The sequence below is a fragment of the Faecalibacterium langellae genome (assembly GCF_002549775.1).
Lineage (GTDB): Bacteria > Bacillota > Clostridia > Oscillospirales > Ruminococcaceae > Faecalibacterium > Faecalibacterium langellae.
Genome location: NZ_NMTR01000020.1, coordinates 1 through 24,371 on the forward strand (window position 1 = coordinate 1; position 24,371 = coordinate 24,371).

Below are 24,371 nucleotides of genomic sequence, written 5' to 3' on the forward strand. Positions count from 1 at the left end.
CCAAGAGTACATTAAAAATCAACTGCAACAGGACCAGATTGCCGATCAGTTGAGCCTTAAGGAGTTCGTGGACCCGTTTACGGGTAGCAAGGAAACTAAGGCGTAAATAAAAGGGCCCCTTGAGGGGCCTGCCACGAGACCGGAATGCAGTTGGCAGACCCATTCGTGGCCCCTTAAGGGGCTTTGCTAGTATTATGCCCTTCTAGGGCTTACTCAAGCCACCGGCTCAGCCGGTGGTTTTGACTATACTGGGTAAAAACGCAAAGGAGCGTTGTATGGCTGAACATTATTTTTCGAAGAACGGCCTGACCGCCTGCTGTACCGATACCACCATCACTCTGTTCTGGGATAAGCCTGCAGCCGCCGGGGCCGTGGAGACCTATACAGTTTTGCGGAACGATGCCGCAGTGGGCACGACCGTCAAAACGCATTTCACGCTGGAACATCTCCAGCCGGAGACGGAGTATGTGCTGTTCGTCCAGTGGCGGGGCGGCGGCATCGGCGAACTGACTGTCCGCACTACCCCCACCAAACAGAAACTGGATGTGACCGCTGCGCCCTATTTTGCCGTAGGTGACGGCAAAACCCTGAACACCGCCGCCCTGCAAAAAGCTATGGACGACTGCAAGGAAAACGAGTGCGTCTACTTTCCGGCGGGCATCTACATGACCGGTGCTTTGTGGCTGCACAGCAATATGGAGCTGTATCTGGACGAAGGAGCCGTCCTGCAGGGCACTGCCGAGCCGGAAGATTACCTGCCCCGCATCCCCAGCCGATTTGAGGGTACCGAGATGGAGTGCTACAGCAGCCTGCTGAATCTCGGCACGCTCGACCATACCGCTGGGCCGAACTGCGAAAACATCATCCTGCGGGGCAAGGGCACCATTGCCTCCGGCGGCAGGCTGCTGGCAAGCCGCATCATTGAAAATGAGCGGGCACGCCTGAAAGAATACCTTGCGCAGAACGCAGACCTCGTGTCCACCTGCGAGAACGCCGACACCATTCCGGGCCGCGTCCGGCCGCGCCTTGTCAACATGAGCAATTGCCGGAACATCTGGATGCAGGGGCTGACCTTTGCCAACGGTGCCAGCTGGAACCTGCACATGGTCTACTCCGACCAGATCGTCACCGACCACTGTGTTATCAAATCGGATGGCGTATGGAACGGCGATGGCTGGGACCCGGATTCCTCCACCAACTGCACGATCTTCGCCTGCGAGTTCTGCACCGGCGACGATGCGGTGGCCATCAAGTCCGGCAAGAACCCGGAGGGCAACATCATCAATCGCCCGACGAAGCACATCCGGGTGTTCGACTGCCACAGCGGTTTCGGCCACGGCATCTGCATTGGCAGCGAGATGAGTGGCGGCGTGGAGGATGTGAAGATCTGGGACTGTGATATGGTGGTGTCCACCTCCGGGCTGGAGATCAAAGCCACCCAAAAGCGCGGCGGCTACGTCCGGGATGTGGAAGTGCGGGACTGCACCCTTTCCCATGTGATGGTACATTCGGTAGGCTACAACGATGATGGCATTGGCTCCGATGTGCCGCCTATTCTGGAAAACTTCAGGTATGAACGGGTCACTCTGCTGGGCCGGTACATCGACCACGACCATGTGTGGCATTTCTGCCCGGCCATTGAGCTGTGCGGCTTTGACGAGCCGGGGTACGAAGTGAAGAACATCCGGTTCAGGGATGTGGTGTTGGAAGACAACAACGGCCCTGCCCAGAACATCCAGATGCAGCACTGCCAAAATGTCAGCTTTGAAAATGTCACTGTGAGGTCTGGCAGCCAACCGGAATGACCCGGATTCGGATGTCGGGATTCTTCAGAAAAGCGGTCGCTTTTTTGCAGCCGCTTTTTATTTTGCTATGTTACAATAGAGCCGTAGAGAGGTGAATGCAGAATGCTGTTTGGTCGGTCCGAATTCATCCCGGAGGGCGCGGGCATCAGCCCGGACACGCCCCGCAAAAAGGGCCTTGCCCGATTGGTCGAGATCATGAGCCGCGACCTGGACGGCATTTTTCTGTCCGGTTCGCTGGCACTGCTGGCCTGTGTCCCGGCGGCGGCTCTGGTGGGCATTGCCCTCTGGATGGGCAGCCTGCTGGCCGCCTGCTGTACCGGCTGGCTGGTCGGCCCGGCGCTGACCGGCCTTTACGACACCATTCTCCGGGCCCTGCGGGATGAACCGGGTTTCTGGTGGCATACCTACAAGCGGGTGTGGAAGCAGAGCTTCAAAAGCAGCTTTCTCCCCGGCATGATCTTCACCGTGCTGTGGGCGCTGGTGGGTTATACGGCCTTTGCCCTGCCGCTGATGGCCGATGTGTCCACCAGCTTTGTATGGATCCTGTTATTGGACGCCGTGCTTTTGCTGACGCTGGGCAGTTACTTCTGGATGCAGAGCGCTTTGTTTGAGAGCTGTGTCAGCAGGAAGCTTTCCAACTGCGTGCGGATGCTGCTCGGCTTTCTGCCCCAGACCGTGCTTTCGGCCGTGTTTCAGCTGGGCTACTGGCTGCTGATGGCGGCCGTCATCCCGCGCTGCGCCTTTGTGTTTTTGCTGACCGGGCTGTGGGTGCCCAATCTGCTGGCCATGATGGCCGTGTATGCACCCATCGAGAAAAGCCTGCACCTGGAAGCAAAGATTCACGATGTGCAGAACCGCTGAAAGCCCTTTTTCAAGCTATTTTCTTCTCCTTCTTTATAAACTTGCATTCTCCATTCTGCAAAAATGGCCGTCCCGATCGGGGCGGTCACTTTTGCAACGGGGGGATTTTTTCTGCGCGCACTCGCAAGGGATAGCAGATACGGCGTGCGATTCTTTTCGGGGAAGCGGAAGCTTTGCGTAGTCTTTTGATCGTTTCTCCCGCAGCACTTTCTTCTGGAATGTGTTTTGTGGTATTGAGCGGCGGGAGAGACATTTGGCTCCGAGCGGATAGCCGAATGCCCGAATGCCGGGAATGCGGTCTCCGCTGGTTCCGCGAACCGTTTGGTGCGCTGCCGGATGAGCGTGACTACCGGAAAACCTGCTCACAGAGGTCTCCGCTTGGCTCCCCGGCAAGTCCCAGGCAGCCCGCCGAGGGCAGCGCGGGGGCTATTCCGCAGAGGGATGGAAAATCTTTGTGACCGCCGTCTCCGGGCCTGCCTTGCCCCATGCTCGACCGCACTGCCCGGCAGCGGCCGGAGCAACGCAAAGACGGCCCGTTCAACAAAACTTCCGCACGCAAAAACCCCGCCCCATACACTGCGCGATGCAATGCACGGGGCGGGGTTTTGCTTCAGATGATATTTCTTAGGAGAGAATGCTTAGTGGATGAACACAGGGCCCAGCGGGTTTGCGATGGGGCTGACGTAACCGCCCAGCAGCTTGGGAATAGCAAGGCTGATGTCGGGGACGTAGGTCAGCAGCAGCAGTGCAACGAACATACACAGGTAGAACGGCAGGGTCGCCTTGACCACTTTCTCCATGGGGCGCTTTGCAACGGCAGAGCCGATGAACAGAACGGAGCCGACGGGAGGAGTCAGCAGGCCGATGCCGCAGTTCAGCACCACGATGATACCGAACTGGATGGGATCGATGCCGATGGAGGTGGCGATGGGCAGCAGGATGGGGGTAGCGATCAGGATGATGGGAGCCATATCCATGATCATGCCCAGAACCAGCAGGATCAGGTCGATGAGCAGTGCGATGATGTAGGGGTTGTCGGTGAGGTCGGTGATGGCGTTAGCAGCCAGATCGGGCACGTGCAGGATGGTCAGGCAGTTGCCGAACACAGCAGAGGTGGCGATGAGGATCAGCACGATGGACAGGGTGTTGACGCACTCGTCCAGGGCGTGCCACACGCCCTTCCAGTCCAGGCCCTTGTAGATGAACACGGACACGAACAGGGAGTAGATAACAGCGATAGCAGCGGACTCGGTAGCGGTGAACACGCCGCCGACCACGCCGAACACCACGATGATAACAGCGGCCAGAGCCCAGATGGAGGTGCCCAGCTGCTTGATAAAGCGCTTGATGCTGAAGGGATCACCCTTGGGGTAGTTGCGCTTTACAGAGATGATGTAGGAGCCGATCATCAGCACGATGGCCAGCAGTGCGCCGGGCAGGTAACCTGCCAGGAACAGGCTGCCCACAGAGATACCACCGGCGGTGGTAGCGTAGATGACCATGTTGTGGCTGGGAGGAACCAGCAGACCCTCGCAGGAGGAGGTGATGGTAACAGCGGTGGAGAAGTCTGCACCGTAGCCCTGATCCACCATCATGGGGATCATGATGGAGCCGATGGAAGCGGTATCGGCAGAGGCGGAACCGGAGATGCCGCCAAAGAAGTAGGAAGCCACGATGTTGACCATGGCCATGCCGCCGCGCATCCAGCCCACGCAGGCGTCAGCCAGAGCGATGAGCTTTTCAGAGATGCCGCCGGAGCCCATGAGCACGCCCATGGTGATGAAGAAGGGAACTGCCATCAGGCTGAAGGAAGAAATGCCCTTGACCATCAGTCGGCAAACGTCGGTCAATGCCTGGCCCTGCACCAGCATACACAGCACGCTGGACAGGCCAACGGCGTAGGCGATGGGGAAGCGCAGGAAGATCATGACGAAGAAGCTGACAAGAAGGACAATGATCGCCAGTGTCTGAACTGTCATATTACATTTCCTCCTTTACAAAAAAGCTCTTGATGTGGTTGTACAGAGATTCGATCTCAAAGATGATCATGGCAACGCCAGCCAGAGGCACTGGGAAGTACATCCAGAAGCGGCTCAGCCAGGGCATGGACACATAGAAGCCACGGCCGCCCAGGGTGGTGGCGTAGTTCCAGCCCACCACCATCATCACCACGCCCAGGATCATCACGGCCACATCGGACAGGATGTCCAGAGCCTTGACCACTTTCTTGGGCAGGTACATATCAAAGGCAGTCATGCGGATGTGAGCACCGCGGCGGATGGCCAGAGCAGCACTCAGCACAGCCATGTAGCTCATGCAGGTCAGGACGACCTCCTCAGACCAGGAGGGGTCCGGGATGAACGGGACGTAACGACCGATGACCGACATGGTGGTAATGAGGATATCTGCGATCAGCAGGATCTTACAGATGAACAGGACCACCTTGTAGGTGATGTCGTACGCCGGCTTGATCTTATCCAGAGTGGTAAAGATTTTCGGCATAGGAATTCCTCCATATAAAAACCCGGCGGGTCTGCGGGCGTATTCCCGTAGTCCCCCGCCGGGCTATGTACTACTTTAGAACACGAAGGCGATTCGATCAGGCCTTCATATCCAGCAGCTGCTGGTACAGCTCAGCCTGGTCAGAGGTGTTCTCGCTGATGACCTTGGAGCAAGCCTCCTGCCAGGGAGCCTTGTCGGGAACATCCACAACGTTGCAGCCGGAAGCCTTCAGCTCATCCAGGACCTTGTTCTCCTCGGTCTCGGACAGGTTTGCGTTGAAGGACTGGGTGTCGGCAGCAGCCTCCATGATGGCAGCCTGCTGGTTCTCGGTCAGCTTGCCCCATGCATTGTCGGTGATGACAGCCTGCACAGCGCCCAGGGTGTGGCCGTCCAGGATCAGGTTGTTGGCGACCTCGGGGAATGCGTTGGACTTGTAGTTTGCGATGGGCTGCTCAGCGCCATCCACAACGCCGGTCTGCAGTGCGCTGTACAGCTCACCGAAGGAAACGACGGTGGGGTTTGCGCCCAGGCCCTCGACCATGCCGTTCATGACGGGGTCGTTGGACACGCGCAGCTTCAGGCCCTTGAAGTCCGCAATGCCGGAAACGGGGTTGACGGTGAAGAAGTGACGGAAGCCCTCCTCGCCGTAGAACATGCCGCGGACGGGCAGGCCCAGCTCCTGGGGCTCGTTCAGGAACTCAGGTGCCAGATCGCTGTTGGCAAAGTTCCAGAAGTGTGCGCGGTTCTCAAAGGTGAAGGGGATGCTCAGCAGCTTGGACTTGTTGCAGCCGTAGCTGGTCAGTGCGAAAGCAGAGATACGGCTGATGTCGATGGAAGTGGAGCCGCCCAGGATGGCGTCCAGAACGTCGTTCTCAGAACCCAGAACGCCGGAAGCCTGCACGTCGATGACGACGGAACCGCCGGTCAGCTCCTCGACCTTCTCCTTGAAGTGAGAAGCGGTCTGGCCAACGATGGTGTCCAGCGGGTTGACCTCGGCGTAGACCAGGGTCACTTCGGGATCGTTTGCAGCAGCGGCGGCATCACCTGCGGGAGCAGCGGAAGCTGCAGTGGAAGTGGAAGCAGCGGTGCTGTTGGAAGAACCGCCACATGCGGTCAGGGCCAGGGCAGCGGCGGAAACACCGGCGGCTGCCAGGAAGCTGCGACGAGAGATCATTTTCATAAGTTTATCCTCCTAAAAATTTTCCTCGGGACGCTGCATGTTGCACAGGTCTGCAGCGCCTTCATCAACTGTTCACACTTTAGCAAAATTTTTTTACTTTCACAAGGGGTTTCAAAAAATGTCCTGTTTTTCGAAAGAATGTGAAGATAATCCCTGTGGAAAATAAACAAACAAAAATCCAAGTCTTTAGCAAATTCAACCAAAGACTTGGATTCAAGAATGGATATTTCATGCCTGCTGGATGCGCCGGATCATCTCGGCCTGTTCGCTGAACTGGTCGTACAGCGGCTGGACGGCGTCCCGGAACTTCTGTTTCTCGGCGTCGGAGAGCAGGGTCACTTCCACGCCCCAGGCCCGCAGGTCGGCTTCGGCCTGGGCTTCCCGCTGGGCCCAGAGGCAGCGCTCCAGCTGGGCGCTTTCCCGCGCGCATTCCTGCACGATGGCCGGGAAGGAGGCATCCAGCGCGGCCAGTTTTTCCTGCGCGGCCCGGCTGGAGATCTGGATCTCCGGCACGCGGGTGTGCTCGTCCTGCAGAAAATAGGGTGCCACCTCATAGTGGCTCATGGCTTCGTAGCTGGGCCAGTTGTTCTCGGCCCCGTCGATCTTCCGGTTGTGCAGGGCGGCATACACATCGCTGTACACCACCTGTACCGACACCGCGCCCATGGCTTCCACCATGTCGCTCATCATGTCCGACTCCTGCACCCGCAGGGTCAGCCCCTGCAGGTCGGCAAGGCGGGTGACCTTTTCCCGGGTGTAAAAGCTGCGCACACCGGCGTCGAACCAGGAGAGCCCCACCAGATCGACTGCATCCAGCATGGCGAGGAATTCGTCGCCGATGGTGCCGATCAGCACCCGCCACATCTGGGCGGCATCCTCGTAGAGGTAGGGCAGCTGCAGCACGCTCAGCGCCGGGACATACTCGGCCAGCTGGCTCAGGGAGATGCGGGCAAAATCAATGCCGCCGAACTGCATCTGCTGGATGACGCTCTGCTCGGCCCCCAGTTCACCGCCGCTGTAAACGGCTACCTTCACCCGGCCGCCGGTCCGCTCGTTCACAAGGTCCGCAAAGGCAAGGGCCGCCTGGGTGGTAGGGTAGTCCTCGGGCTGGTTCTCGGCATAGCGCAGGATGAGCTCCGGGCCGGAGGCAGCTTCTTCCTGCCGGGCGGCGGCGCAGCCGCACAGGCCCAGCGCGGCCCCGGCGGCGGCCAGCAGCACCTGCCGCCGGGAGATGCACCCGCTCACAGAACGCCCTCCGGGTGGTGCTCGCCGATCTTTTTGCTGACCCGGCGGCGGTACTGGGTGGGCGTTTCGCCGGTGCGCTTTTTGAAGGCGCGGGCAAAGTAGCTGGCGTCCTCGTAGCCCACCATGGAAGCCACCTCGGCCGAGGAACGGAACGGGTCGGTGAGCAGTTCTTTGGCCGCATTGATGCGCAGCTCGGTCAGACAGTCCAGAAAGTTCATCTTCTGGTACTTTTTGAACTGTGCCGACAGGTATGCCGGGCTGATGTGCAAAATCTCGCCCACGCTGTCCAGCGAGATGTCGAACATGTAGTTGTCTTCCAGATACCGCCGCACATGGTCCATGACCAGGGCATTCTGGCTGCTTTCCGGGGTGTCTGCCTCCGGCTGGCCTTCTGCAGCTGCGGCGGGTTCCGGCTCGGGCTGCACCGGGGCCAGCGTTTCCAGCTTGCGCTCGGTCTCGATCTGGCGGATAGCCCGGCGGATGGAAGCTTCCAGTTCGTCCGGGTCTACCGGCTTGAGCAGGTAATCGCAGGCACCCAGGTGCACTGCCTCGTGGGCGTACTGGAACAGGCTGTAGGCGGTGACGAAGATCACCCGGCAGCCCGGCCGCTGGGCCAGCACGGCCCGGGCCGCATCCAGGCCGCTCATGCCCGGCATCTCGATGTCCATCAGGATCAGGTCCGCGCCCCACAGAATGGCGGTGTCGGCAGCCTTGCGGCCGTTTTCCGCTATTTCCAGCACCACCTGATGTTCATCAAAGCGGCGGGCCACCATCTCGGTCAGGGCGTCCCGCTCCAGTTTTTCATCATCTGCGATCAGCAGGCGTATCATCCTCAAATTCCTCCTCTACGATCTCCACAAGGGGCAGATAGATGCTCACGGCTGTGCCGAACCCGGGCCGCGAGCGGATCACGAAGCGGCAGCGCTTGTCCAGCAGCTGCAGCCGCGCCGCAACATTGTACACACCAATATGCTCCCACCGGTCCCGGGGGCTGGCAAGGCCCTCCTGCAGCTGGGCCAGCTTTTCTGGCTCGATGCCAAGCCCATTGTCACACACGCTGATGCGCAGCAGGCCTTTTTCCCGCAGCGGTGCGATGCGGATGCGCACCGTGCCGCCCTCCTCTTTGGGGGCGATGCCGTGCTTGAACGAGTTCTCCACAAGGGGCTGCAGGATGAAGGAGGGCACCATGGTCTCGGTCAGGTCCAGCGAATCCGAGATGCACCAGCGCATCCGCACCCGGTCGCCGAAGCGGACGTGGTAAATGGAGTAGTATTCGTCGACGATGCGCACCTCCCGCGCCAGCGGCACCTGCTCGTCGTTGCTCATCAGGCTGTAGCGCAGCAGGTGGGAAAGCGCCATGATCAGCGCCTGGGTACGGTAGCCCTTCTCCGTGCTTGCAGTCTGCTGGATCACGTTCAGGGTGTTGAACAGAAAATGCGGGTCGATCTGGCTGCGCAGCTGCTGCATCCGGCTGCGCTCCATGCGGTTCTGCAGCTCCAGCGCTTCGGTCTTCTGGCGGTGCAGCTCCCGCTCCATCTCGTTGCGCTCCTGCAGGGTGTTCATCTGCTGGGCCATGGAGTGCTTCATTTTGTTGAAGGCGTCGGTCAGCTGGACGATCTCGCGGCCGCCGCCGGGGATCGGCACGTCCGGTGCATCGTATTTGCCCGCCACGATGTTGCGGGACGCACCGATCATCTGCTGCACCGGGTCCAGCAGCCGGATCACCGACCAGGCCATGAAGCAGCCCAGCACCAGGCAGACGGTGGCCACCACGGTCTGGGCCCACTTCACCCGGCCGCTGAGGGCGGACACCTCAGTGTAGGTGCCCTGGGCGTCCGAGATGGCGGTGTTCAGCAGCTGCTGGGTGTACTGGCGCAGGTAGCTGCCGCAGGGCAGGACCTGGTCGTAGTAGAGCCGGGCGGCTCCGGCGTCATCGCCGGTGCGGACGGCAGCTTCCAGCTGTTCCACAAGGGCGGTGTAGCTTTTATAGGTGGTGCACACGGCGCTGTAGAGCAGATATTCTTCCTCACTCACGGTCTCGAGGCTGCCGTCGATGCGCCACAGCCAGGCGTCGGTGGTGGAAAACGCGCTGTCCAGCCCGCTGAGCAGGGTGTCGGCGTCGCCGTACTCCCAGCGGTAATCGCCAAGGACGGTCAGCCCGCGCTCCACGCCGCCCTGAAACCGGCTGATGGCGTTGAACTGGCCCATCTGGTCGTCCAGCCGCTGCATCACGGTGCCGGACTGATAAAAGCTGAGAAAGATCTGGACGGCCAGTGCCAGCAGAAAGGCAGCCAGCCCCAGCGTGATGCGCTGCTTCAGCGTCATGGAACGATGCACCGTTTTCCCTCCCCGGCAAAAAATTTTAGCAGGTAACACCTTATTCTAACACGCAGGGTGCGCGGTTGGCAAGGCTTACCCGCGCCGCAGAGTAGGGAAAACTGCGGCCGGGGCAAAGGCCGCCGCTTTTCTGCCGGGACATTTTGGTGTATAATGGAGCCAACATCCCCGCCCTGCGGGAAAAGGAGGACGTTTTCATGATCCAATTCGGCCTGCGTCTGCACGACGCCGAAAAGCTGCCGCTGGAACAGGTGCTGCCGCTGGTGCGCCAGAAGGGCTTCACCTGCGCCCACGTGGCCCTGAGCAAGTCCCTGAAAGAGGTGCCCAACACGCCCGGTGCCCTGACACCCGGCTATGCGCTGTATCTGCGGCACCAGTTCGAGAAGAATGGCATTGACATTGCGGTGCTGGGCAACTACCTGAACCTTGCCCACCCGGATGCGGACGCCCTGCACGCCATTCAGGAAAAATATTACGCCCATATCCGCTTTGCAAGCCTTTTGGGCTGCGGCATGGTGGGCACCGAGACCGGTGCGCCCAACGCCGAGTACAAGTTCTGCCCGGAGTGCCGCAGTGATGCTGCGCTTTCCACTTTTATCAAGAACTTCAAGCCGGTGGTGCGCTGCGCCGAACAGTACGGCGTGACCATTGCCATCGAGCCGGTGGTCAAGCACATCGTGTATGACGCCAAGCGCGCCCGCACCGTGCTGGACGAGATCGGCAGCCCGAACCTGCAAATTTTGTTCGACCCGGTCAACCTGCTGAACATGGAGAATGTGGATCGCCGCGAGGAAGTGTTTGCCGAGGCCATCGAACTGCTGGGCAAGGATATTGCGATGATCCACTTCAAGGATTTCCTGCGCAAGGATGCCGGCGGCCAGCTGGCGGCCACCGGTGCCGGGCAGGGCGGCATGGGCGATTACCGCACCATCCTGCGCTTTGCAAAGCAGGAAAAGCCCTATATCTTCGCCACGCTGGAAAACACCACGCCGGAAAACTCGGTGCAGTGCCTGCACTACCTGCAGAAGCAGTACGACGAATGCTGACAGCTTTATAAAAACGCAGGAAGCCCCTCACCATTTGGCGAGGGGCTTCCTTTGTGGAAAGATTACTCCAGATCGAGTTTGTTTTTCATCAGCCAGCTGGTGGCGGCAAAGTAGACCGCGCACAGCACCAGGTCGGCAGCCAGTGCGGCCAGCACGGCCCAGAGATAGGTCTTGTTGCCGGTGACCGTGTACACGATGCTGCCGTCCCCGGCGGATGTGCTGAACACCAGGTCCAGGCCGGTGTTGGTGGTGTTATAGGGCAGCAGGTTCAGCAGCTGGTTCTGCAGCACGTTCAGCACCACAAAGGCTGCAATGCTCACCGCTACGAAATATTTTTTGCACCAGTGGCCGATCATGCAGGCCGTGTAGATGCACAGGATGGAGCAGGTGAGGGAAGCCAGCCATTCCAGCACCATGAGCACCAGCGTAACGCCGTAACCCTTGATGACAGAGCTCAGCAGCTTGCCGATCTCGCTGCCGTAACGGGAGAATGCGTGGAAAAATTCGGACACGGCAGCGGAATTGAGGGTCCCGAACAGACTGAACAGAACAAAGGACAACAGCACGACAACAATGCTGCACAGCACCCAGACGATGCTGGGAATGAGCTTGGCGAGAATGAGCTGCGCATTGCTCACAGGCAGGGTGTGCATCAGGTAGCCTTCGCGGCCCAGCAGGTTGCGGGTGAAGCGCTGGATGATGCTGAGAACGGTCATGACGGCGATGGCCACGCCAAGCGCCAGATACACGAGCATCAGCACGGCAATGGGCGCGGTGTGCACCAAAAGGGCGGGAATCTGGAAGGAAACGCCCATGAGGACCGCCACGGCCAGAATGGCCAGATACAGCCCGCCGTACACGCGGCCGGTGGCCTTGAACTCGTATTTTAACAGTTTCTTCAGCATTTGAATACCTCCCGGAAATATGCATCCACACTCTTGCCCTCGGTCTCGCGCAGTTCCTCGGCGTTGCGGTGGGCGAACACTCTGCCGTCCTTCAGGAAGATGGCCTCGTCCAGAATGGGCTCGATGTCGCCGATGAGGTGAGTGGACAGGATGACCGTTGCGTCCTTTTGGTAGTTGTTCAGGATGGTGGAAAGGATGTAGTCCCGGGCGGCCGGGTCCACGCCGCCGATGGGCTCATCCAGCAGGTAGAGCCGGGCGTTGCGGCTCATGGCCAGGATGAGCTGCACCTTCTCCTTGTTGCCCTTGGAGAGGGTCTTGAGCTTTGCCTTGGGGGAGAGGTTCAGCTTTGCCAGCATCTCGCTGGCCTTGGCGGGGTCAAAATCGGCGTAGAAATCGCCGAACATCTCCACCAGCTGCTCCACACGCATCCAGTCCGGCAGCCAGTCGGCGTCCGGCAGGTAGGAGACAAGGGCCTTTGTGTCCGGGCCGGGGGCCATGCCGGCAATTTTGATGCTGCCGCCGGTGGGCTGCAGCAGGCCGTTGGCCAGCTTGATGAGGGTGGTCTTGCCGCTGCCGTTGGGCCCCAGCAGACCCACGATGCGGCCGAAGCTCACATGCAGGTCCACACCGTCCAGTGCGGTCTTGTCTTTTTCATAGCGCTTGGTCAGCGCTTCACAGGTCAGAATTTCACTCATCGCGGTTCTCCTTTGCGTCCCAGTGTTCCAGCAGCGCGGCGGCCTGAGCGGGACTGTAGCCAATGCCGCGCATCTTTTCGAGAAAATCGGCCGCCAGCGTCTGGGCTGTGTCGGCGCGGAGCTGTTCGATCAATGCGGTATCCTCCGTGACAAAGCGGCCTGCCGTGCGCTCGGTGCGCACCAGGCCTTCGGTTTCCAGCTGGGCCAGGGCCCGCTGCATCGTGTTGGGGTTTACCCCGGCGGCGGCGGCCAGGTCGCGTACGGAATCCAGATGACCGCCGGGCGGGTAGGTGCCCGCCAGAATTTTGGCTTTGAGCCGTTCCACCAGCTGTGCGTAGATCGGGCGGCTGGCATCGAACTGTTCAGCCATGGTATCATCTCCTTGTATTGCTGTATTAAACGCTTGATACAATAATACACGATTTGCCCCGCTTGTCAAGGGGGTTAGGCAATTTCTTGTGAAAAAAGAGGGTTCCAAAAGCCCGCAGGCTTTTGGAACCTTCAATATAAAATAATATTTCCACTGAAAATGCCCAGAGCAAACGCGGCGGGCATTTAAAATCGTTTCACTTATTCGATCACCAGCAGCAGGCTCATTTTGAACTTGCCCTGCGGGGTAACGCTGTGCAGGCCGTTCTTATCAAAGCGGAAGCTCTCGCCTGCGTTCAGCTCATAGTCCTTGCCCTCGTAGCCGATGATGGCCTTGCCCTCCAGGGCGGTGAGGATGGCGTTGCCGGGTGCGCGGTGCGGGGTCAGGCCGGTGCCCTCGTCAAAGGCCATCAGCACGAACTTCATGTTGTCGGCGTGGACGAGGTCGAGATTGGCAATGCTGCCTTCTTCGTAAGAGATGAGGTTCTTCAGCGCAGTGGGCTGGCCTGCTTTGAGGATGCTGTTCATGGTAAAAGTCTCCTTTTTCAAAATGATTTCAGTGTAGATCATGCCGGTGTCGGTACGGGTGCCGCACAAGGTTTTCGGCGGGACGGCCAGCAGCTGGCCAGGGCAGACGGCGACGGTGCGGCCGTCATTGCCCAGAACAAATGTGCCGCTGCCCTCGCCGCCGAGGTACAGGGTGGTGCAGTCGTAGGATTCCGGGGTGATGGAAGTGCCTGCGCCCAGTGAGAACCAGGTGACGGGCACTTCCTGCCCGAGGCGTGCCGGGCGGGAGACGGTCATGGCCTCTCGGATGGGCCGCACCTGTGAAAGGGTAAATGGTTGGTTGGACATAAAATACCTCTATTAAGCCTTCCCCTTGGGGGAAGGTGGCATTGCGCAAGCAATGACGGATGAGGGGCAGCAGTGTCCAGATTTTGTCTGCAAACGGCTTCTTAAGGGGGCTTCCCCCTCATCAGTCACCTTCGGTGACAGCTTCTCCCCCAGGGGAAGCCTATATAATATAGTTTAGTATACCCTCATTTCCCGGCAAAAGCGGTGGTTATGGCAAAGAAACCCAATTATTCTTCCTCGTCCCACGCAAGGCTGCGCTGCACGGCGCGGTGCCACTGGTGCAGCAGCTTTTCCCGCCGGGCGGCATCCATAGCGGGGGTGTATTCCATTTCGCAGTTCCACAGCTGGCGAAGCTCGTCTTTGTCTTTCCACACGCCCACCGCAAGGCCCGCGAGGTAGGCTGCACCCAAGGCGGTCGTCTCCCGGATGACCGGGCGGCGCACGGTGCGGCCGATGATGTCAGACTGGAACTGCATCAGGAAGCGGTCCCGGCTGGCCCCGCCGTCGGCCTTGAGGGAAGAAAGTTCCAGCCCGGTGTCGGCTTCCATGGCACGGACGAGGTCGGCTACCTGATAGGCAATGGACTCCTGTGCGGCACGGATGATGTGCTCCCGCCGGGTGCCGCGGGTGATGCCTACGATGCAGCCCCGGGCATGCATGTCCCAGTTGGGCGCGCCAAGGCCGGTGAAGGCGGGCACCAGGTAGACACCGCCGTTGTCCGGCACCTTCTGGGCGTAGTATTCGGCGTCACGGCTCTCGCTGAACAGCCGCAGCTCGTCCCGCAGCCACTGAATGACCGCGCCGCCCACGAACACCGAGCCTTCCAGCGCATACTGCACCTTGCCGCCCAGCCCCACCGCAATGGTGGTGACAAGGCCGTTGCGGCTCTCGCAAGGGGTATCGCCGGTGTTCATCAGCAGAAAGCAGCCGGTGCCGTAGGTGTTTTTGGCTTCGCCCGCGTCAAAGCAGGTCTGGCCGAACAGCGCGGCCTGCTGGTCGCCTGCCATGCCGGCGATGGGCACCTTTACGCCCTGAATCTCGGTATAGCCGTAAATTTCGCTGGAAGAACGCACCTCCGGCAGCATGGAGCGGGGGATGTTCAGGGCCTTTAATAAGGTGTCGTCCCAGTCGAGCTTGTGGATGTCGAACAGCATGGTGCGGGAAGCGTTGGTCACGTCGGTGGCGTGCACGGCCCCGCCGGTGAGCTTCCACAGCAGCCAGCTGTCCACCGTGCCGAACAGAATTTCGCCCTTCTCGGCCCGGGCCTGTGCGCCCTCCACATGGTCGAGGACCCAGCGGATCTTGGTGGCGGAAAAATAGGCGTCCGGCAACAGACCGGTGGTCTGCCGGATGTGGTCGGTCAGGCCCTGGGCCACCAGACCGTCCACGATGGGCGCGGTGCGGCGGCACTGCCAGACGATGGCGTTGTAGATGGGCATCCCGGTGGCCTTGTCCCACAGGATGGTGGTCTCGCGCTGGTTCGTGATGCCGATGGCGGCAAGGTCCGAAGCGCGGATGTTGCTCTGGGCGATGACCTCCATCATCACGGCGTACTGGCTGGACCAGATCTCCATGGGGTTGTGCTCCACCCAGCCCTCTTTCGGGTAGAACTGGGTGAACTCCTTCTGGCTGACGGCGGCGATGTTCTGCTTTTCGTCAAACAGGATAGCGCGGGAGCTGGTGGTGCCCTGGTCGAGGGCGAGGATGTATCGGGACATGGGAAACAAACCTCCTGCATGTGTGTTTTTCTGGCTCTCAGTATAGCAGGATTCACCCGGAATAAAAAGAGAACGCCGCAATAAAATTGCAGAAATTTGGTGAAAACATCTATAAATCACTGCACAACTATAAAAATTTACAATAAATTCAAAGAATTTCATATTGTAAAATCTTTAACGATATGCTATGCTGAGGGGCAGAGAGTTCCGCCCGGAAAAGAGAATTTGGAGGAAAAAGATTATGGCTGATCGTATCGTTCTGAATACCATTTCCTACCATGGCCACGGTGCCATTGAGAACATCGTTCCTGAACTGACCGCCCGCGGCTACAAGAAGGCTTTCGTCTGCTCGGACCCTGACCTGATCAAGTTCGGCGTCACCAAGAAGGTCACCGACCTGCTGGATGCTGCCGGTTTCGCTTACAGCGTGTACAGCGAGATCAAGCCCAACCCCACCATCGCCAACGTGCAGGACGGCGTGACTGCGTTCAAGGCCGCAGAAGCTGATTGCATCGTGACCATCGGCGGCGGCTCCTCCATGGACACTGCAAAGGCCATCGGCATCATCATCAACAACCCCGAGTTTGCCGATGTGCGCTCGCTGGAGGGCGTTGCCCCCACCAAGAAGCACGCCGTGTTCACCATCGCTGTGCCCACCACTGCCGGCACGGCTGCCGAGGTCACCATCAACTACGTCATCACCGATGTGGAGAAGAAGCGCAAGTTCGTCTGCGTGGACACCAACGACATCCCCGAGATCGCTGTGGTCGATCCCGATATGATGGCTTCCATGCCCAAGGGCCTGACCGCCGCTACCGGTATGGACGCTCTGACCCACGCCATCGAGGGCTACATCACCAAGGGCCACTGCACCATCTCCGATATGTTCCATCTGGAGGCCATCAAGCTCATCAGCGAAAACCTGCGCGGTGCTGTGCAGAACACCCCGGAAGGCCGCGAGGGCATGGCTCTGGGCGAGTACATTGCCGGTATGGGCTTCTCCAACGTGGGCCTGGGCATCGTGCACTCCATGGCACACGGCCTGTCTGCTCTGTATGACACCCCCCACGGTGTGGCCTGCGCCATCCTGCTGCCCGTCGGTCTGGAGTACAACAAGAGCGTGGCCGGTGAGCGTTACCGCGCCGTCGGCAAGGCCATGGGCGTGAAGAACATCGACGAGATGAACGATGCCGCTGCTGCGGATGCAACCATCGCCGCCGTCAAGCAGCTGAGCGCTGACGTGGGCATCCCCACAAACCTGCACGGCATCCTGAAAGAGGAGGACATCCAGTTCCTCGCAGAGTCCGCTTACGCCGACGCCTGCCGCCCCGGCAACCCGCGCGACACCAGCGTGGAGGAGATCGTGGAGCTGTACAAGAGCCAGCTGTGATCCCCCGCTGTAAACTGAATCTGTGATCTTTGGCCCTACTGTCTTTCGGGATGGCAGGGCCTTTTGTAAATTTTTTACACCAGCTATTGTGCAAAACGCTTAAACCGGGTACAATCAAACCATCGAGAAAAATCTGGAAGCGAAAGGACGCTTATGACGCTGAACTTTTATACGCTGGGTGTTATTTACCTGATATATTCCTTTCTGGGCTGGGTGGGTGAGACCGTTGTCGTCACCGTGAAGGACAAGCGCTTTGCCAACCGCGGCATGGCGGCGGGCCCGTTCTGCTTTGTTTACGGCACCACTGGCGTGCTGCTGGCGGTGGGCTTCACCGATCTGCGCACGGACCCGGTCTACCTGTTCTTTGCCTGCGCGCTGGCCGCCACCATTGTGGAGTGGCTCACCGCAAAGCTGCTGGAACGGCTGCACCGCCGCAAATGGTGGGATTACTCCGGCAAAAAGTTCAACCTGAACGGCTATGTCTGCCTGCAGTATTCGCTGCTGTGGGGCGTGCTGGGCACGGTGAGCGTGCTGTGGGGCAACGACCTGCTGCTGCGGCTGTGCGCACTGCTGCCGGCCTGGCTGCTGCACCTGCTGGTGTGGGCCGCGCTGGCCGTGGCCGCGCTGGACCAGATCGGCTCGGCGGTGCTGGTGGGGCGGTATGCGGCGCAGCACCCGGTGCTGGAACAACTGAACCAGCGCCTGGGCGAGGGCTCGGACACCCTGCGCCGCCGCATCACCGTGTATGTGGAAAAGCGCATCCAGCGCGCCTACCCGGAGGCGGCAAAGCAGGAACAGACCGCTGTGCAGAAGGATGCCAGCGACTTTCTGAGTCTGTCGGACCTTGTGTGGTTGTTCGTCATCGGGGCGTTCCTGGGCGACGTGGTGGAGACCATCTTCTGCCGGGTGACGGCGGGCGTATGGATGAGCCGGTCCAGTCTGGTGTGGGGGCCCTTCAGCGTGGTGTGGGGTCTGGCGCTGGCGCTGGCCACCGTGCTGCTGCGCCAGAACCGGGACAAGAGCGACCGCTATCTGTTCGCCTTCGGCACCATCATGGGCGGCGTCTATGAATATGTGTGCAGCGCCGTGACCGAGCTGCTGTTCGGCACTGTGTTCTGGGATTACAGCAAGTTCAAGTTCAACCTGGGCGGCCGCATCAACCTGCTGTACTGCTTTTTCTGGGGCATCGCGGCGGTGGTGTGGATGCGCTACGGCTACCCGCTGGTGCTGCGGGGCATGAAGGCGGTGCGCAGCCACATCCGCCCTTGGATGACCGTGGTGCTGTCGGTGTTCATGGCGGTGAACATGCTCACCAGCGCGCTGGCCTTGGCCCGCTACGACGCCCGCACCAGCGGCGAAACGCCCAAAAACAGCATCGACACCCTGCTGGATGCACATTTTGACAACGACCGCATGGAGCGCATCTACCCCAATGCCAAAAAAGTGGTAAAGAGCGAATAAATTTCCACTTTTCTCTTGCGCTTCGGTGCAAAAACCGGTATAATAGCTTTCGGATAAAAGGGAGTAAAGGGCGCGCGTTTGCAAAAAACGGTGCGCTGTGCTGCAGCGACATCCCGGCAGAAATGCCCGCTGCAGCACCGGAAGCTTGAGACTTTTATTACACTTTCCCATTTCTGGGCAGGCTGTAATAAAGGTCTCTTTTTTATTGCTGTTCTGCCAAAAACAAAAGGAGAAGAAATTTATGCTCATCCCTGTTTTGCTGTTCATCGTGGGCCTGCTGTGCCTCATCAAGGGCGGTGACTGGTTCGTGGATGGTGCCACGGGCATTGCCCGCCGCTTCCATGTGCCGGAGCTGCTCATCGGTGCCACCGTAGTGTCCATCGGCACCACCCTGCCGGAGGTGATGGTCTCCACCACCTCCGCCCTCACCGGCCACGGCGAGATCGCCTACGGCAACGCCATCGGCTCGGTCATCTGCAATTCCGCCCTCATTGCGGCCATTCCCATTGTGGCCAAGCCGGGCAAGGTGGACCCCAAGAGCCTGCGCACCCCGGTGCTGTTCTTCTTTGTGGCCGCGGCTTTCTACGCCGGTGTGGCCTACACCACCGGCTATTTCTCCCGCCCGGTGGGCCTTGTGCTGCTGGCGATGTTCGTGGCCTACATCGTGTGCAACATTCTGGCCATGAAGAACGCCCCCGCCCCGGCGGAAGACGAAGAACCGGAAGAAAACAGCTCTCTTGCCAAGGAGCTTGGCCTGCTGGCCGTGGGCGCGGTGCTCATCGCCGTGGGTGCCAACCTGCTGGTGGACAACGGCACCCTGATCGCCCAGGCGCTGGGCGTGCCGGAGTCGGTCATTGCGCTGACCTTTGTGGCACTGGGCACCTCGCTGCCGGAGCTGGTCACCGCCATTACCTCGCTGGCCAAAGGCCACGGTGCGCTGTCGCTGGGCAATGTCATCGGCGCGAATGTGTTCAACCTGGTGCTGGTGAGCGGCGTTTCTGCCACGGTGGCACCTTTCACCATCCCGCAGAACTCCATGCTGCTGGGGCATAACGCTTCGCTGGTGCTGGAGTTCCCGGTGATGTTCGCCGTGATGCTGCTGCTGACGGTGCCCGCCCTCGTCAAGGGCAGGCTGAGCCGCCCGCAGGGCATTGCGCTGCTGTGCATCTATGCGGCGTTCTGCGTGGTGCAGTTTACCATCTGATAATAAAAAATAAAGGGAGTCCCCTCGACCGGATGGTCGAGGGGACTCCCTTTTCTGTATGAAAATCAGAAAATTTTCACTTCATCTTTATCCATAAAGGCGGCACCGGCAAAACCGGCGGCTTCCAGCTGGCCCAGCTGCTTGCCCAGCTTTTTGCCCTGCGGCAGGACGGTCACGTTGTAGCTGTCGCGCAGAGAAGCTGCCTTTGCCAGCACGGCGGGGAAGTCGACGTCCTTTGCGTACAGCAGAGCAATTTTCTGCTTGGCACCGGGGATCTGGTAGCCCTGCTCCAACAAGATGCCGCACACACGCTCGAAGCCGATGGAGAAGCCCACGGCGGGCACCTGGGTACCCAGGAACTTGCCCACCATGTTGTCGTAGCGGCCGCCGCCGGCCACGGCACCGCTGAATTGCGGGCAGGTGATTTCAAACACCATGCCGGTGTAGTAGCCCTGACCGCGCACAAGGCTGGGGCAGTAAGCTACCTGATAGCGGCCTGCCGCCATGGCGTTGGCGGTAGCAAGGACATACTTGAGGTCGTCGGCAATGGCGGGGTCTGCGCAGCGGGCAGCCACGGCATCCAGCGTGACTTCGCCTGCGGCAATGAAGTCGGCCAGTGCGTTGATGGCATTTTCCGGCAGCTGCTTTTCGGTCAGCTCAGCCTTCACACCATCGGCACCGATCTTGTCCATCTTATCAAAGGTGATACAGACGGAATCCAGCGTATCAGCGGAAAAACCCATGCTCTCCAGCATGCCGCGCAGGATGCGGCGGTCGTTGATGTTGACCGTGAAGCCGGTGAAGCCGATGTTCAGCAGGGCACGGGTGGTCACGTCGATCAGTTCCACCTCGGCATTGGGGGAAGAATCGCCCAGAATGTCGATATCGCACTGTACGAACTCGCGCAGACGGCCCTTCTGCGGGCGTTCGGCGCGGAACACACGGTCGGTCTGGATCACCTTGAAGGGGCTGGGCAGCTTGTCCTTGTTGGCGGCATAGTAGCGGCTCAGGGGCAGGGTGAGGTCATAGCGCAGGCCCATGTCGGAGAGCTGTTTCGGGTCGCCGGTGTTCAGGGCAGCAGTGAGCTTGTCGCCGCGCTTGAGCACCTTGAAGATGAGGTTCAGGTTGTCGCCGCCGTCGGATTTGTCGAGGTTCTCCATATCCTCCAGCATGGGGGTGGAGATGCGCTCGAAGCCGGACGCACGGTAGGTCTCCAGAATCTTGCCCTGAATGTAATCGCGCAGGGTCTGCTCTGCGGGCAGCAGGTCGCGCATACCCTTCAATGCCTGTGTTTTCATAGCTGTGGTTCCTCTCTATTCTTAAGCTAAAGGCTTCCCCCTCGGGGAACGACTTCCCCCGGCCGGGGGAAGATGGCGTAGCCAGAAAGGGGAGACTGCCGCGCAAGCGGCTGATGAGGGGAAGCTGCGGCAGATGCCGGTATATTTTCCCCGATTCTTTTATAATACCTTTTCATTATAAAGGAATCTGCCGTTTTGTCAATTGAAATGGGCACACTGTATGAGAAAAACCATTCGGAGGGCAGACGATGAAACAGCAATTTGCAGCAAAACACCCCTGGACCATCCTTGCGGCAGGTGCAGCCATTCAGGTGCTGACGGGCATCCCGGCGGCGTGGGGCGTGTTCCAGCAGCCGGTCATGGACGAATACGGCCTGAGCGAGCAGGGGGCAGGCTATGCCTTCGGTATCCTGATCGCGGCCTTTGGCGTGGGATGCGTGATCGGCGGTTTTCTGCAGGATAAGCACGGCCCGCGCTGCGCAGGGCTGTGGGGCACAGCGTTGCTGTGCGGCGGCTTTTTTGCAGCGGCCATGCTGCCGGGCGGCAGTGCGGGCACGTTTTTTCTGGCGTTCAGCATTCCGGCGGGCCTGGGCACGGCGTTTCTGTACCCGTCCATCCAGTCCTGCGCCCAGAAGTGGTATGCCGGGCGCAAGGGCCTTGCTACTGGTGTCATCGGCGGGGCGGTGGGGCTTTCCGGTGCGTTTTTGACGATATTCGTGCGCACGGCTGTGAATGGCTTCTGGATCGTGCAGGGCATCCGGGGCGCATTCTGGGCGCTGGGAGCCATCACCCTGCCCATCTGTCTGGTGGGCAGCCTGCTGCTGCAGGACCCGCCGGAAAGTGCGCAGAAACAGCAGGGAAGCGGCAAAAACGCCCTCGACCTTTCCCCGTGGCAGATGCTGAAGACCCGGCAATATTGGCTGTGTGCGGGCGCGGTGTGCTTTTCCACCCCGGCGGTGCTGCTGTTCAGCCCCATCATCTTAAAGCTGGGCATGGAGCGGGGGCTTGACGAGCGTGCTGCTTTGTGGAGCGTGGTGCTGGGCAGCGTGGGCAGCGCGGCGGGCCGCCTGCTGATGCCCATGCTCAGCGATAAGATCGGCCGCCGCCCCACGGACATGCTGCTGTTTGCGGTGTCGGCCGGGCTGTCGGTGGGGTTCGCTTTCGCGCAGGGCTGGTGGGTGGTGGCCTGCTATGCGGGGCTCACCTTCTGCTACTCGGGCCTTGCGGCGGTGCTGCCTGCTCTCTCCACTGACCTGTTCGGCTTCCCCCATGCAGGGGTGAACTACGGTTTTCTGGCGCTGGGGCAGAGCGTGGGCAGCCTTGTGTTCCCGTTTGCAGCAAATATGCTGGGCCTTTCCGCCGGGCGGCACTGGCTGGCCGTGGGCGGCGCAGCGGCGGGCTTTGCCGCCATGGGGGCACTGAAGCCCGCCGGAAAGACGGACGCGGGAGCGTGAAAATCGACTCCCTGACAAAATTGACAAAAACTTGACGATTGCGGTGATGAAAGCATCCGAAATGACGGTTAGATGAGAATAACTGCAAAGAGTTTTGTGGTTTTTTGCCGGAAATGTATTGCAAAATCCGTCCGGTTTCTCTATAATAAAACCATGCGTGGTAGTACCGGTGAAGGCTCTGAAAGAGAGCGGCGCACCCGGTCAGATGCAAGCAGGATGGAGCAGCGGCTGTGCCGGCAGGGCGCGGCGGCGGCTTTGTGCTGCAAAGCAACATTTGTCAAAAGGAGAGTATGATTATGACCTATTCGCAGCAAGTACAGAATATGTGCCCGATCACCAAAGGTCCTAAGCATGGTCCGGCTCCCATCCCCGAGGAGGGCGCATGGGTCAAGGCCTATGAGATCAAGGACATCAGCGGCTACACCCACGGTGTGGGCTGGTGTGCACCTCAGCAGGGCACCTGCAAGCTGTCCCTGAACATCAAGAACGGTGTCATCGAGGAGGCTCTGGTGGAGACCATCGGCTGCTCCGGTATGACCCACTCTGCTGCTATGGCAGGCGAGATCCTGCCCGGCAAGACCATCCTGGAAGCTCTGAACACCGACCTGGTGTGCGACGCCATCAACGTGGCTATGCGTGAGCTGTTCCTGCAGATCGTCTACGGCCGCAGCCAGACCGCTTTCTCTGAGGACGGTCTGCCCATCGGCGCAGGTCTGGACGACCTGGGCAAGGGCCTGCGTTCCATGACCGGCACCATCTTCTCCACCAAGGCAAAGGGTGTCCGTTACCTGGAGCTGACCGAGGGCTACATCAACAAGCTGGCTCTGGATGCCAACGATGAGGTCATCGGCTACCAGTTCGTCAAGCTGGGCAAGATGATGGAGGATATCCGTCACGGCAAGACCCCCAACGAGGCTTACGAGAAGAACGTGGGCACTTACGGCCGCTTCAGCAAGGAAGCAGGCGCTGTCAAGTACATCGACCCGCGTGAGGAATAAGAGAGGAGGAACAACTCATGGCAACTTTTGAATCTATGGATCGCCGCATGCCGAAAATCGAGGCATGCCTGAAGGCTAACGGCCTGGAGTCTCTGGACGCTTGCAACGAGATGCTCCTCGCCAAGGGCATCGACTGCGACAAGATCGTCCGCGGTGTGCAGCCCATCTGCTTTGATAACGCTGTCTGGGCTTACACCCTGGGCACCGCCATCGCTGTGAAGCGCGGCCTGACCGACGCTGCCGAGTGCGCAGCTGCCATCGGCGAAGGTCTGGAAGCTTTCACCATCCCCGGTTCTGTCGCTGAGCAGCGTCAGGTCGGTCTGGGCCACGGCAACCTGGGCGCTCGTCTGCTGAGCGAGGACACCACCTGCTTCGCTTTCCTGGCAGGCCACGAGTCCTTTGCTGCTGCTGAGGGTGCAATCGGCATCGCCCGCACCGCAAACAAGGTCCGCAAGACCCCCCTGCGCGTCATCCTGAACGGCCTGGGCAAGGATGCAGCTTACATCATTTCCCGTATCAACGGCTTCACCTATGTGCAGACTGAGTACGACATTCCTTCTCAGACCCTGACCGTCGTGAAGGAAATCCCCTTCTCTGAGGGTGAGCGCGCAGCCGTCAAGTGCTACGGCGCTAACGACGTCATGGAAGGCGTTGCCATTATGAAGAAGGAGGACGTTCAGTGCTCCATCACCGGCAACTCCACCAACCCCGTCCGCTTCCAGCACCTGGTTGCAGGCACCTACAAGAAGTGGGCCATCGAGAACGGCAAGAAGTACTTCTCCGTCGCTTCCGGCGGCGGCACGGGCCGTACCCTGCACCCCGATAACGTGGCCGCAGGCCCCGCAAGCTATGGCCTGACCGACTCTCTGGGCCGTGTGCACGGCGATGCTCAGTTCGCTGGCTCCTCCTCCGTGCCCGCTCACGTTGAGATGATGGGCCTGATCGGCATGGGCAACAACCCCATGGTCGGTGCTACCGTCGCATGTGCCGTTGCTGCAGCTCAGGCGAACGCCTAAGCCCCCTACTTAGTTCGGCAGAGGGGGCTGCC

At 60.0% G+C, this 24,371-nt stretch carries 21 protein-coding genes and 1 pseudogene; 10 read left to right on the plus strand and 12 right to left on the minus strand.

What is annotated here, in order from left to right:
• The 3 genes and pseudogenes from CGS49_RS14315 to CGS49_RS08290 form a co-directional block, all read left to right on the plus strand.
• A pseudogene (locus tag CGS49_RS14315) lies at positions 1-106 on the plus strand (IS200/IS605 family transposase); the annotation flags it as partial.
• Positions 107-275: 169 nt separating this feature from the next.
• Positions 276-1,805, plus strand: coding sequence for a glycosyl hydrolase family 28 protein (locus CGS49_RS08285; RefSeq protein ID WP_097801382.1), 1,530 nt, complete (start codon positions 276-278; stop codon positions 1,803-1,805).
• Between the two features lie 102 nt (positions 1,806-1,907).
• A complete protein-coding gene (locus CGS49_RS08290; protein ID WP_097801383.1) occupies positions 1,908-2,666 on the plus strand; it encodes a DUF624 domain-containing protein in 759 nt (252 codons plus the stop codon).
• A 638-nt stretch (positions 2,667-3,304) separates the two neighbouring features.
• Here CGS49_RS08290 and CGS49_RS08295 read toward each other — a convergent pair.
• The 6 genes from CGS49_RS08295 to CGS49_RS08320 form a co-directional block, all read right to left on the minus strand.
• Entirely contained in the window at positions 3,305-4,645 is a 1,341-nt protein-coding gene (locus CGS49_RS08295; RefSeq protein WP_097801384.1) for a TRAP transporter large permease, read from the minus strand.
• Between the two features lies 1 nt (position 4,646).
• Positions 4,647-5,168: a TRAP transporter small permease gene (locus tag CGS49_RS08300; RefSeq protein ID WP_097801385.1), complete on the minus strand. Its 522-nt coding sequence runs from the start codon at positions 5,166-5,168 to the stop codon at positions 4,647-4,649.
• A gap of 97 nt (positions 5,169-5,265) precedes the next feature.
• Entirely contained in the window at positions 5,266-6,348 is a 1,083-nt protein-coding gene (locus CGS49_RS08305) for a TRAP transporter substrate-binding protein (RefSeq protein WP_097801386.1), read from the minus strand.
• 228 nt (positions 6,349-6,576) lie between these two features.
• On the minus strand, positions 6,577-7,593 hold the full coding sequence (locus CGS49_RS08310) for a TRAP transporter substrate-binding protein (RefSeq protein ID WP_242975418.1): 1,017 nt from the start codon (positions 7,591-7,593) through the stop codon (positions 6,577-6,579).
• Positions 7,590-8,423: a response regulator transcription factor gene (locus tag CGS49_RS08315; RefSeq protein WP_097801387.1), complete on the minus strand. Its 834-nt coding sequence runs from the start codon at positions 8,421-8,423 to the stop codon at positions 7,590-7,592. Before CGS49_RS08315 ends, CGS49_RS08310 begins: the two co-directional genes overlap by 4 nt.
• The gene (locus CGS49_RS08320) at positions 8,398-9,930 is read right to left on the minus strand and encodes a sensor histidine kinase (protein ID WP_242975419.1); all 1,533 of its coding nucleotides are present in this window, start codon (positions 9,928-9,930) and stop codon (positions 8,398-8,400) included. Before CGS49_RS08320 ends, CGS49_RS08315 begins: the two co-directional genes overlap by 26 nt.
• Before the next feature lie 197 nt (positions 9,931-10,127).
• Between CGS49_RS08320 and CGS49_RS08325 the strand changes: the two genes are divergently transcribed.
• A complete protein-coding gene (locus CGS49_RS08325) occupies positions 10,128-10,976 on the plus strand; it encodes a sugar phosphate isomerase/epimerase family protein (protein WP_097801389.1) in 849 nt (282 codons plus the stop codon).
• Between the two features lie 62 nt (positions 10,977-11,038).
• Here the strand turns inward: CGS49_RS08325 and CGS49_RS08330 are convergent, their stop codons facing one another.
• From CGS49_RS08330 to glpK, 5 genes are all read right to left on the minus strand, one after another.
• Positions 11,039-11,881 carry a hypothetical protein gene (locus tag CGS49_RS08330; protein WP_097801390.1) on the minus strand — a complete coding sequence of 281 codons (843 nt, stop codon included), beginning with the start codon at positions 11,879-11,881 and terminating at the stop codon, positions 11,039-11,041.
• Entirely contained in the window at positions 11,875-12,576 is a 702-nt protein-coding gene (locus CGS49_RS08335; protein WP_097801391.1) for an ABC transporter ATP-binding protein, read from the minus strand. Before CGS49_RS08335 ends, CGS49_RS08330 begins: the two co-directional genes overlap by 7 nt.
• Positions 12,569-12,946 (minus strand): GntR family transcriptional regulator, encoded by a 378-nt coding sequence (locus tag CGS49_RS08340; RefSeq protein WP_097801392.1) that lies wholly within the window; start codon positions 12,944-12,946, stop codon positions 12,569-12,571. Before CGS49_RS08340 ends, CGS49_RS08335 begins: the two co-directional genes overlap by 8 nt.
• Positions 12,947-13,146: 200 nt before the next feature.
• Entirely contained in the window at positions 13,147-13,800 is a 654-nt protein-coding gene (locus CGS49_RS08345; protein WP_097801393.1) for a cupin domain-containing protein, read from the minus strand.
• Positions 13,801-14,027: 227 nt separating this feature from the next.
• Complete coding sequence (gene glpK, locus CGS49_RS08350) at positions 14,028-15,518, minus strand: glycerol kinase GlpK (RefSeq protein ID WP_097801394.1); 1,491 nt, start codon at positions 15,516-15,518, stop codon at positions 14,028-14,030.
• A gap of 241 nt (positions 15,519-15,759) precedes the next feature.
• On the opposite strand from glpK, the gene fucO reads away from it, so the two are divergent.
• The 3 genes from fucO to CGS49_RS08365 all read left to right on the plus strand — a co-directional run bounded on the left by fucO (position 15,760) and on the right by CGS49_RS08365 (position 19,573).
• Positions 15,760-16,908 (plus strand): lactaldehyde reductase, encoded by a 1,149-nt coding sequence (fucO, locus tag CGS49_RS08355; RefSeq protein ID WP_097801395.1) that lies wholly within the window; start codon positions 15,760-15,762, stop codon positions 16,906-16,908.
• A gap of 153 nt (positions 16,909-17,061) precedes the next feature.
• Positions 17,062-18,369, plus strand: coding sequence for a putative ABC transporter permease (locus tag CGS49_RS08360; RefSeq protein ID WP_097801396.1), 1,308 nt, complete (start codon positions 17,062-17,064; stop codon positions 18,367-18,369).
• 241 nt (positions 18,370-18,610) lie between these two features.
• The gene (locus CGS49_RS08365) at positions 18,611-19,573 is read left to right on the plus strand and encodes a calcium/sodium antiporter (protein ID WP_097801397.1); all 963 of its coding nucleotides are present in this window, start codon (positions 18,611-18,613) and stop codon (positions 19,571-19,573) included.
• 65 nt (positions 19,574-19,638) lie between these two features.
• On the opposite strand, the gene hisS is transcribed toward CGS49_RS08365, so the two are convergent.
• Positions 19,639-20,871: a histidine--tRNA ligase gene (gene hisS, locus CGS49_RS08370; RefSeq protein WP_097801398.1), complete on the minus strand. Its 1,233-nt coding sequence runs from the start codon at positions 20,869-20,871 to the stop codon at positions 19,639-19,641.
• Between the two features lie 248 nt (positions 20,872-21,119).
• Between hisS and CGS49_RS08375 the strand changes: the two genes are divergently transcribed.
• The 3 genes from CGS49_RS08375 (at position 21,120) to CGS49_RS08385 (ending at position 24,339) form a co-directional block, all read left to right on the plus strand.
• A complete protein-coding gene (locus CGS49_RS08375; protein ID WP_097801399.1) occupies positions 21,120-22,325 on the plus strand; it encodes an MFS transporter in 1,206 nt (401 codons plus the stop codon).
• A 296-nt stretch (positions 22,326-22,621) separates the two neighbouring features.
• Positions 22,622-23,323: an iron-sulfur cluster assembly scaffold protein gene (locus CGS49_RS08380; RefSeq protein ID WP_097801400.1), complete on the plus strand. Its 702-nt coding sequence runs from the start codon at positions 22,622-22,624 to the stop codon at positions 23,321-23,323.
• 17 nt (positions 23,324-23,340) lie between these two features.
• Positions 23,341-24,339: a GGGtGRT protein gene (locus tag CGS49_RS08385; RefSeq protein WP_097801401.1), complete on the plus strand. Its 999-nt coding sequence runs from the start codon at positions 23,341-23,343 to the stop codon at positions 24,337-24,339.
• Positions 24,340-24,371: the final 32 nt, after the last annotated feature.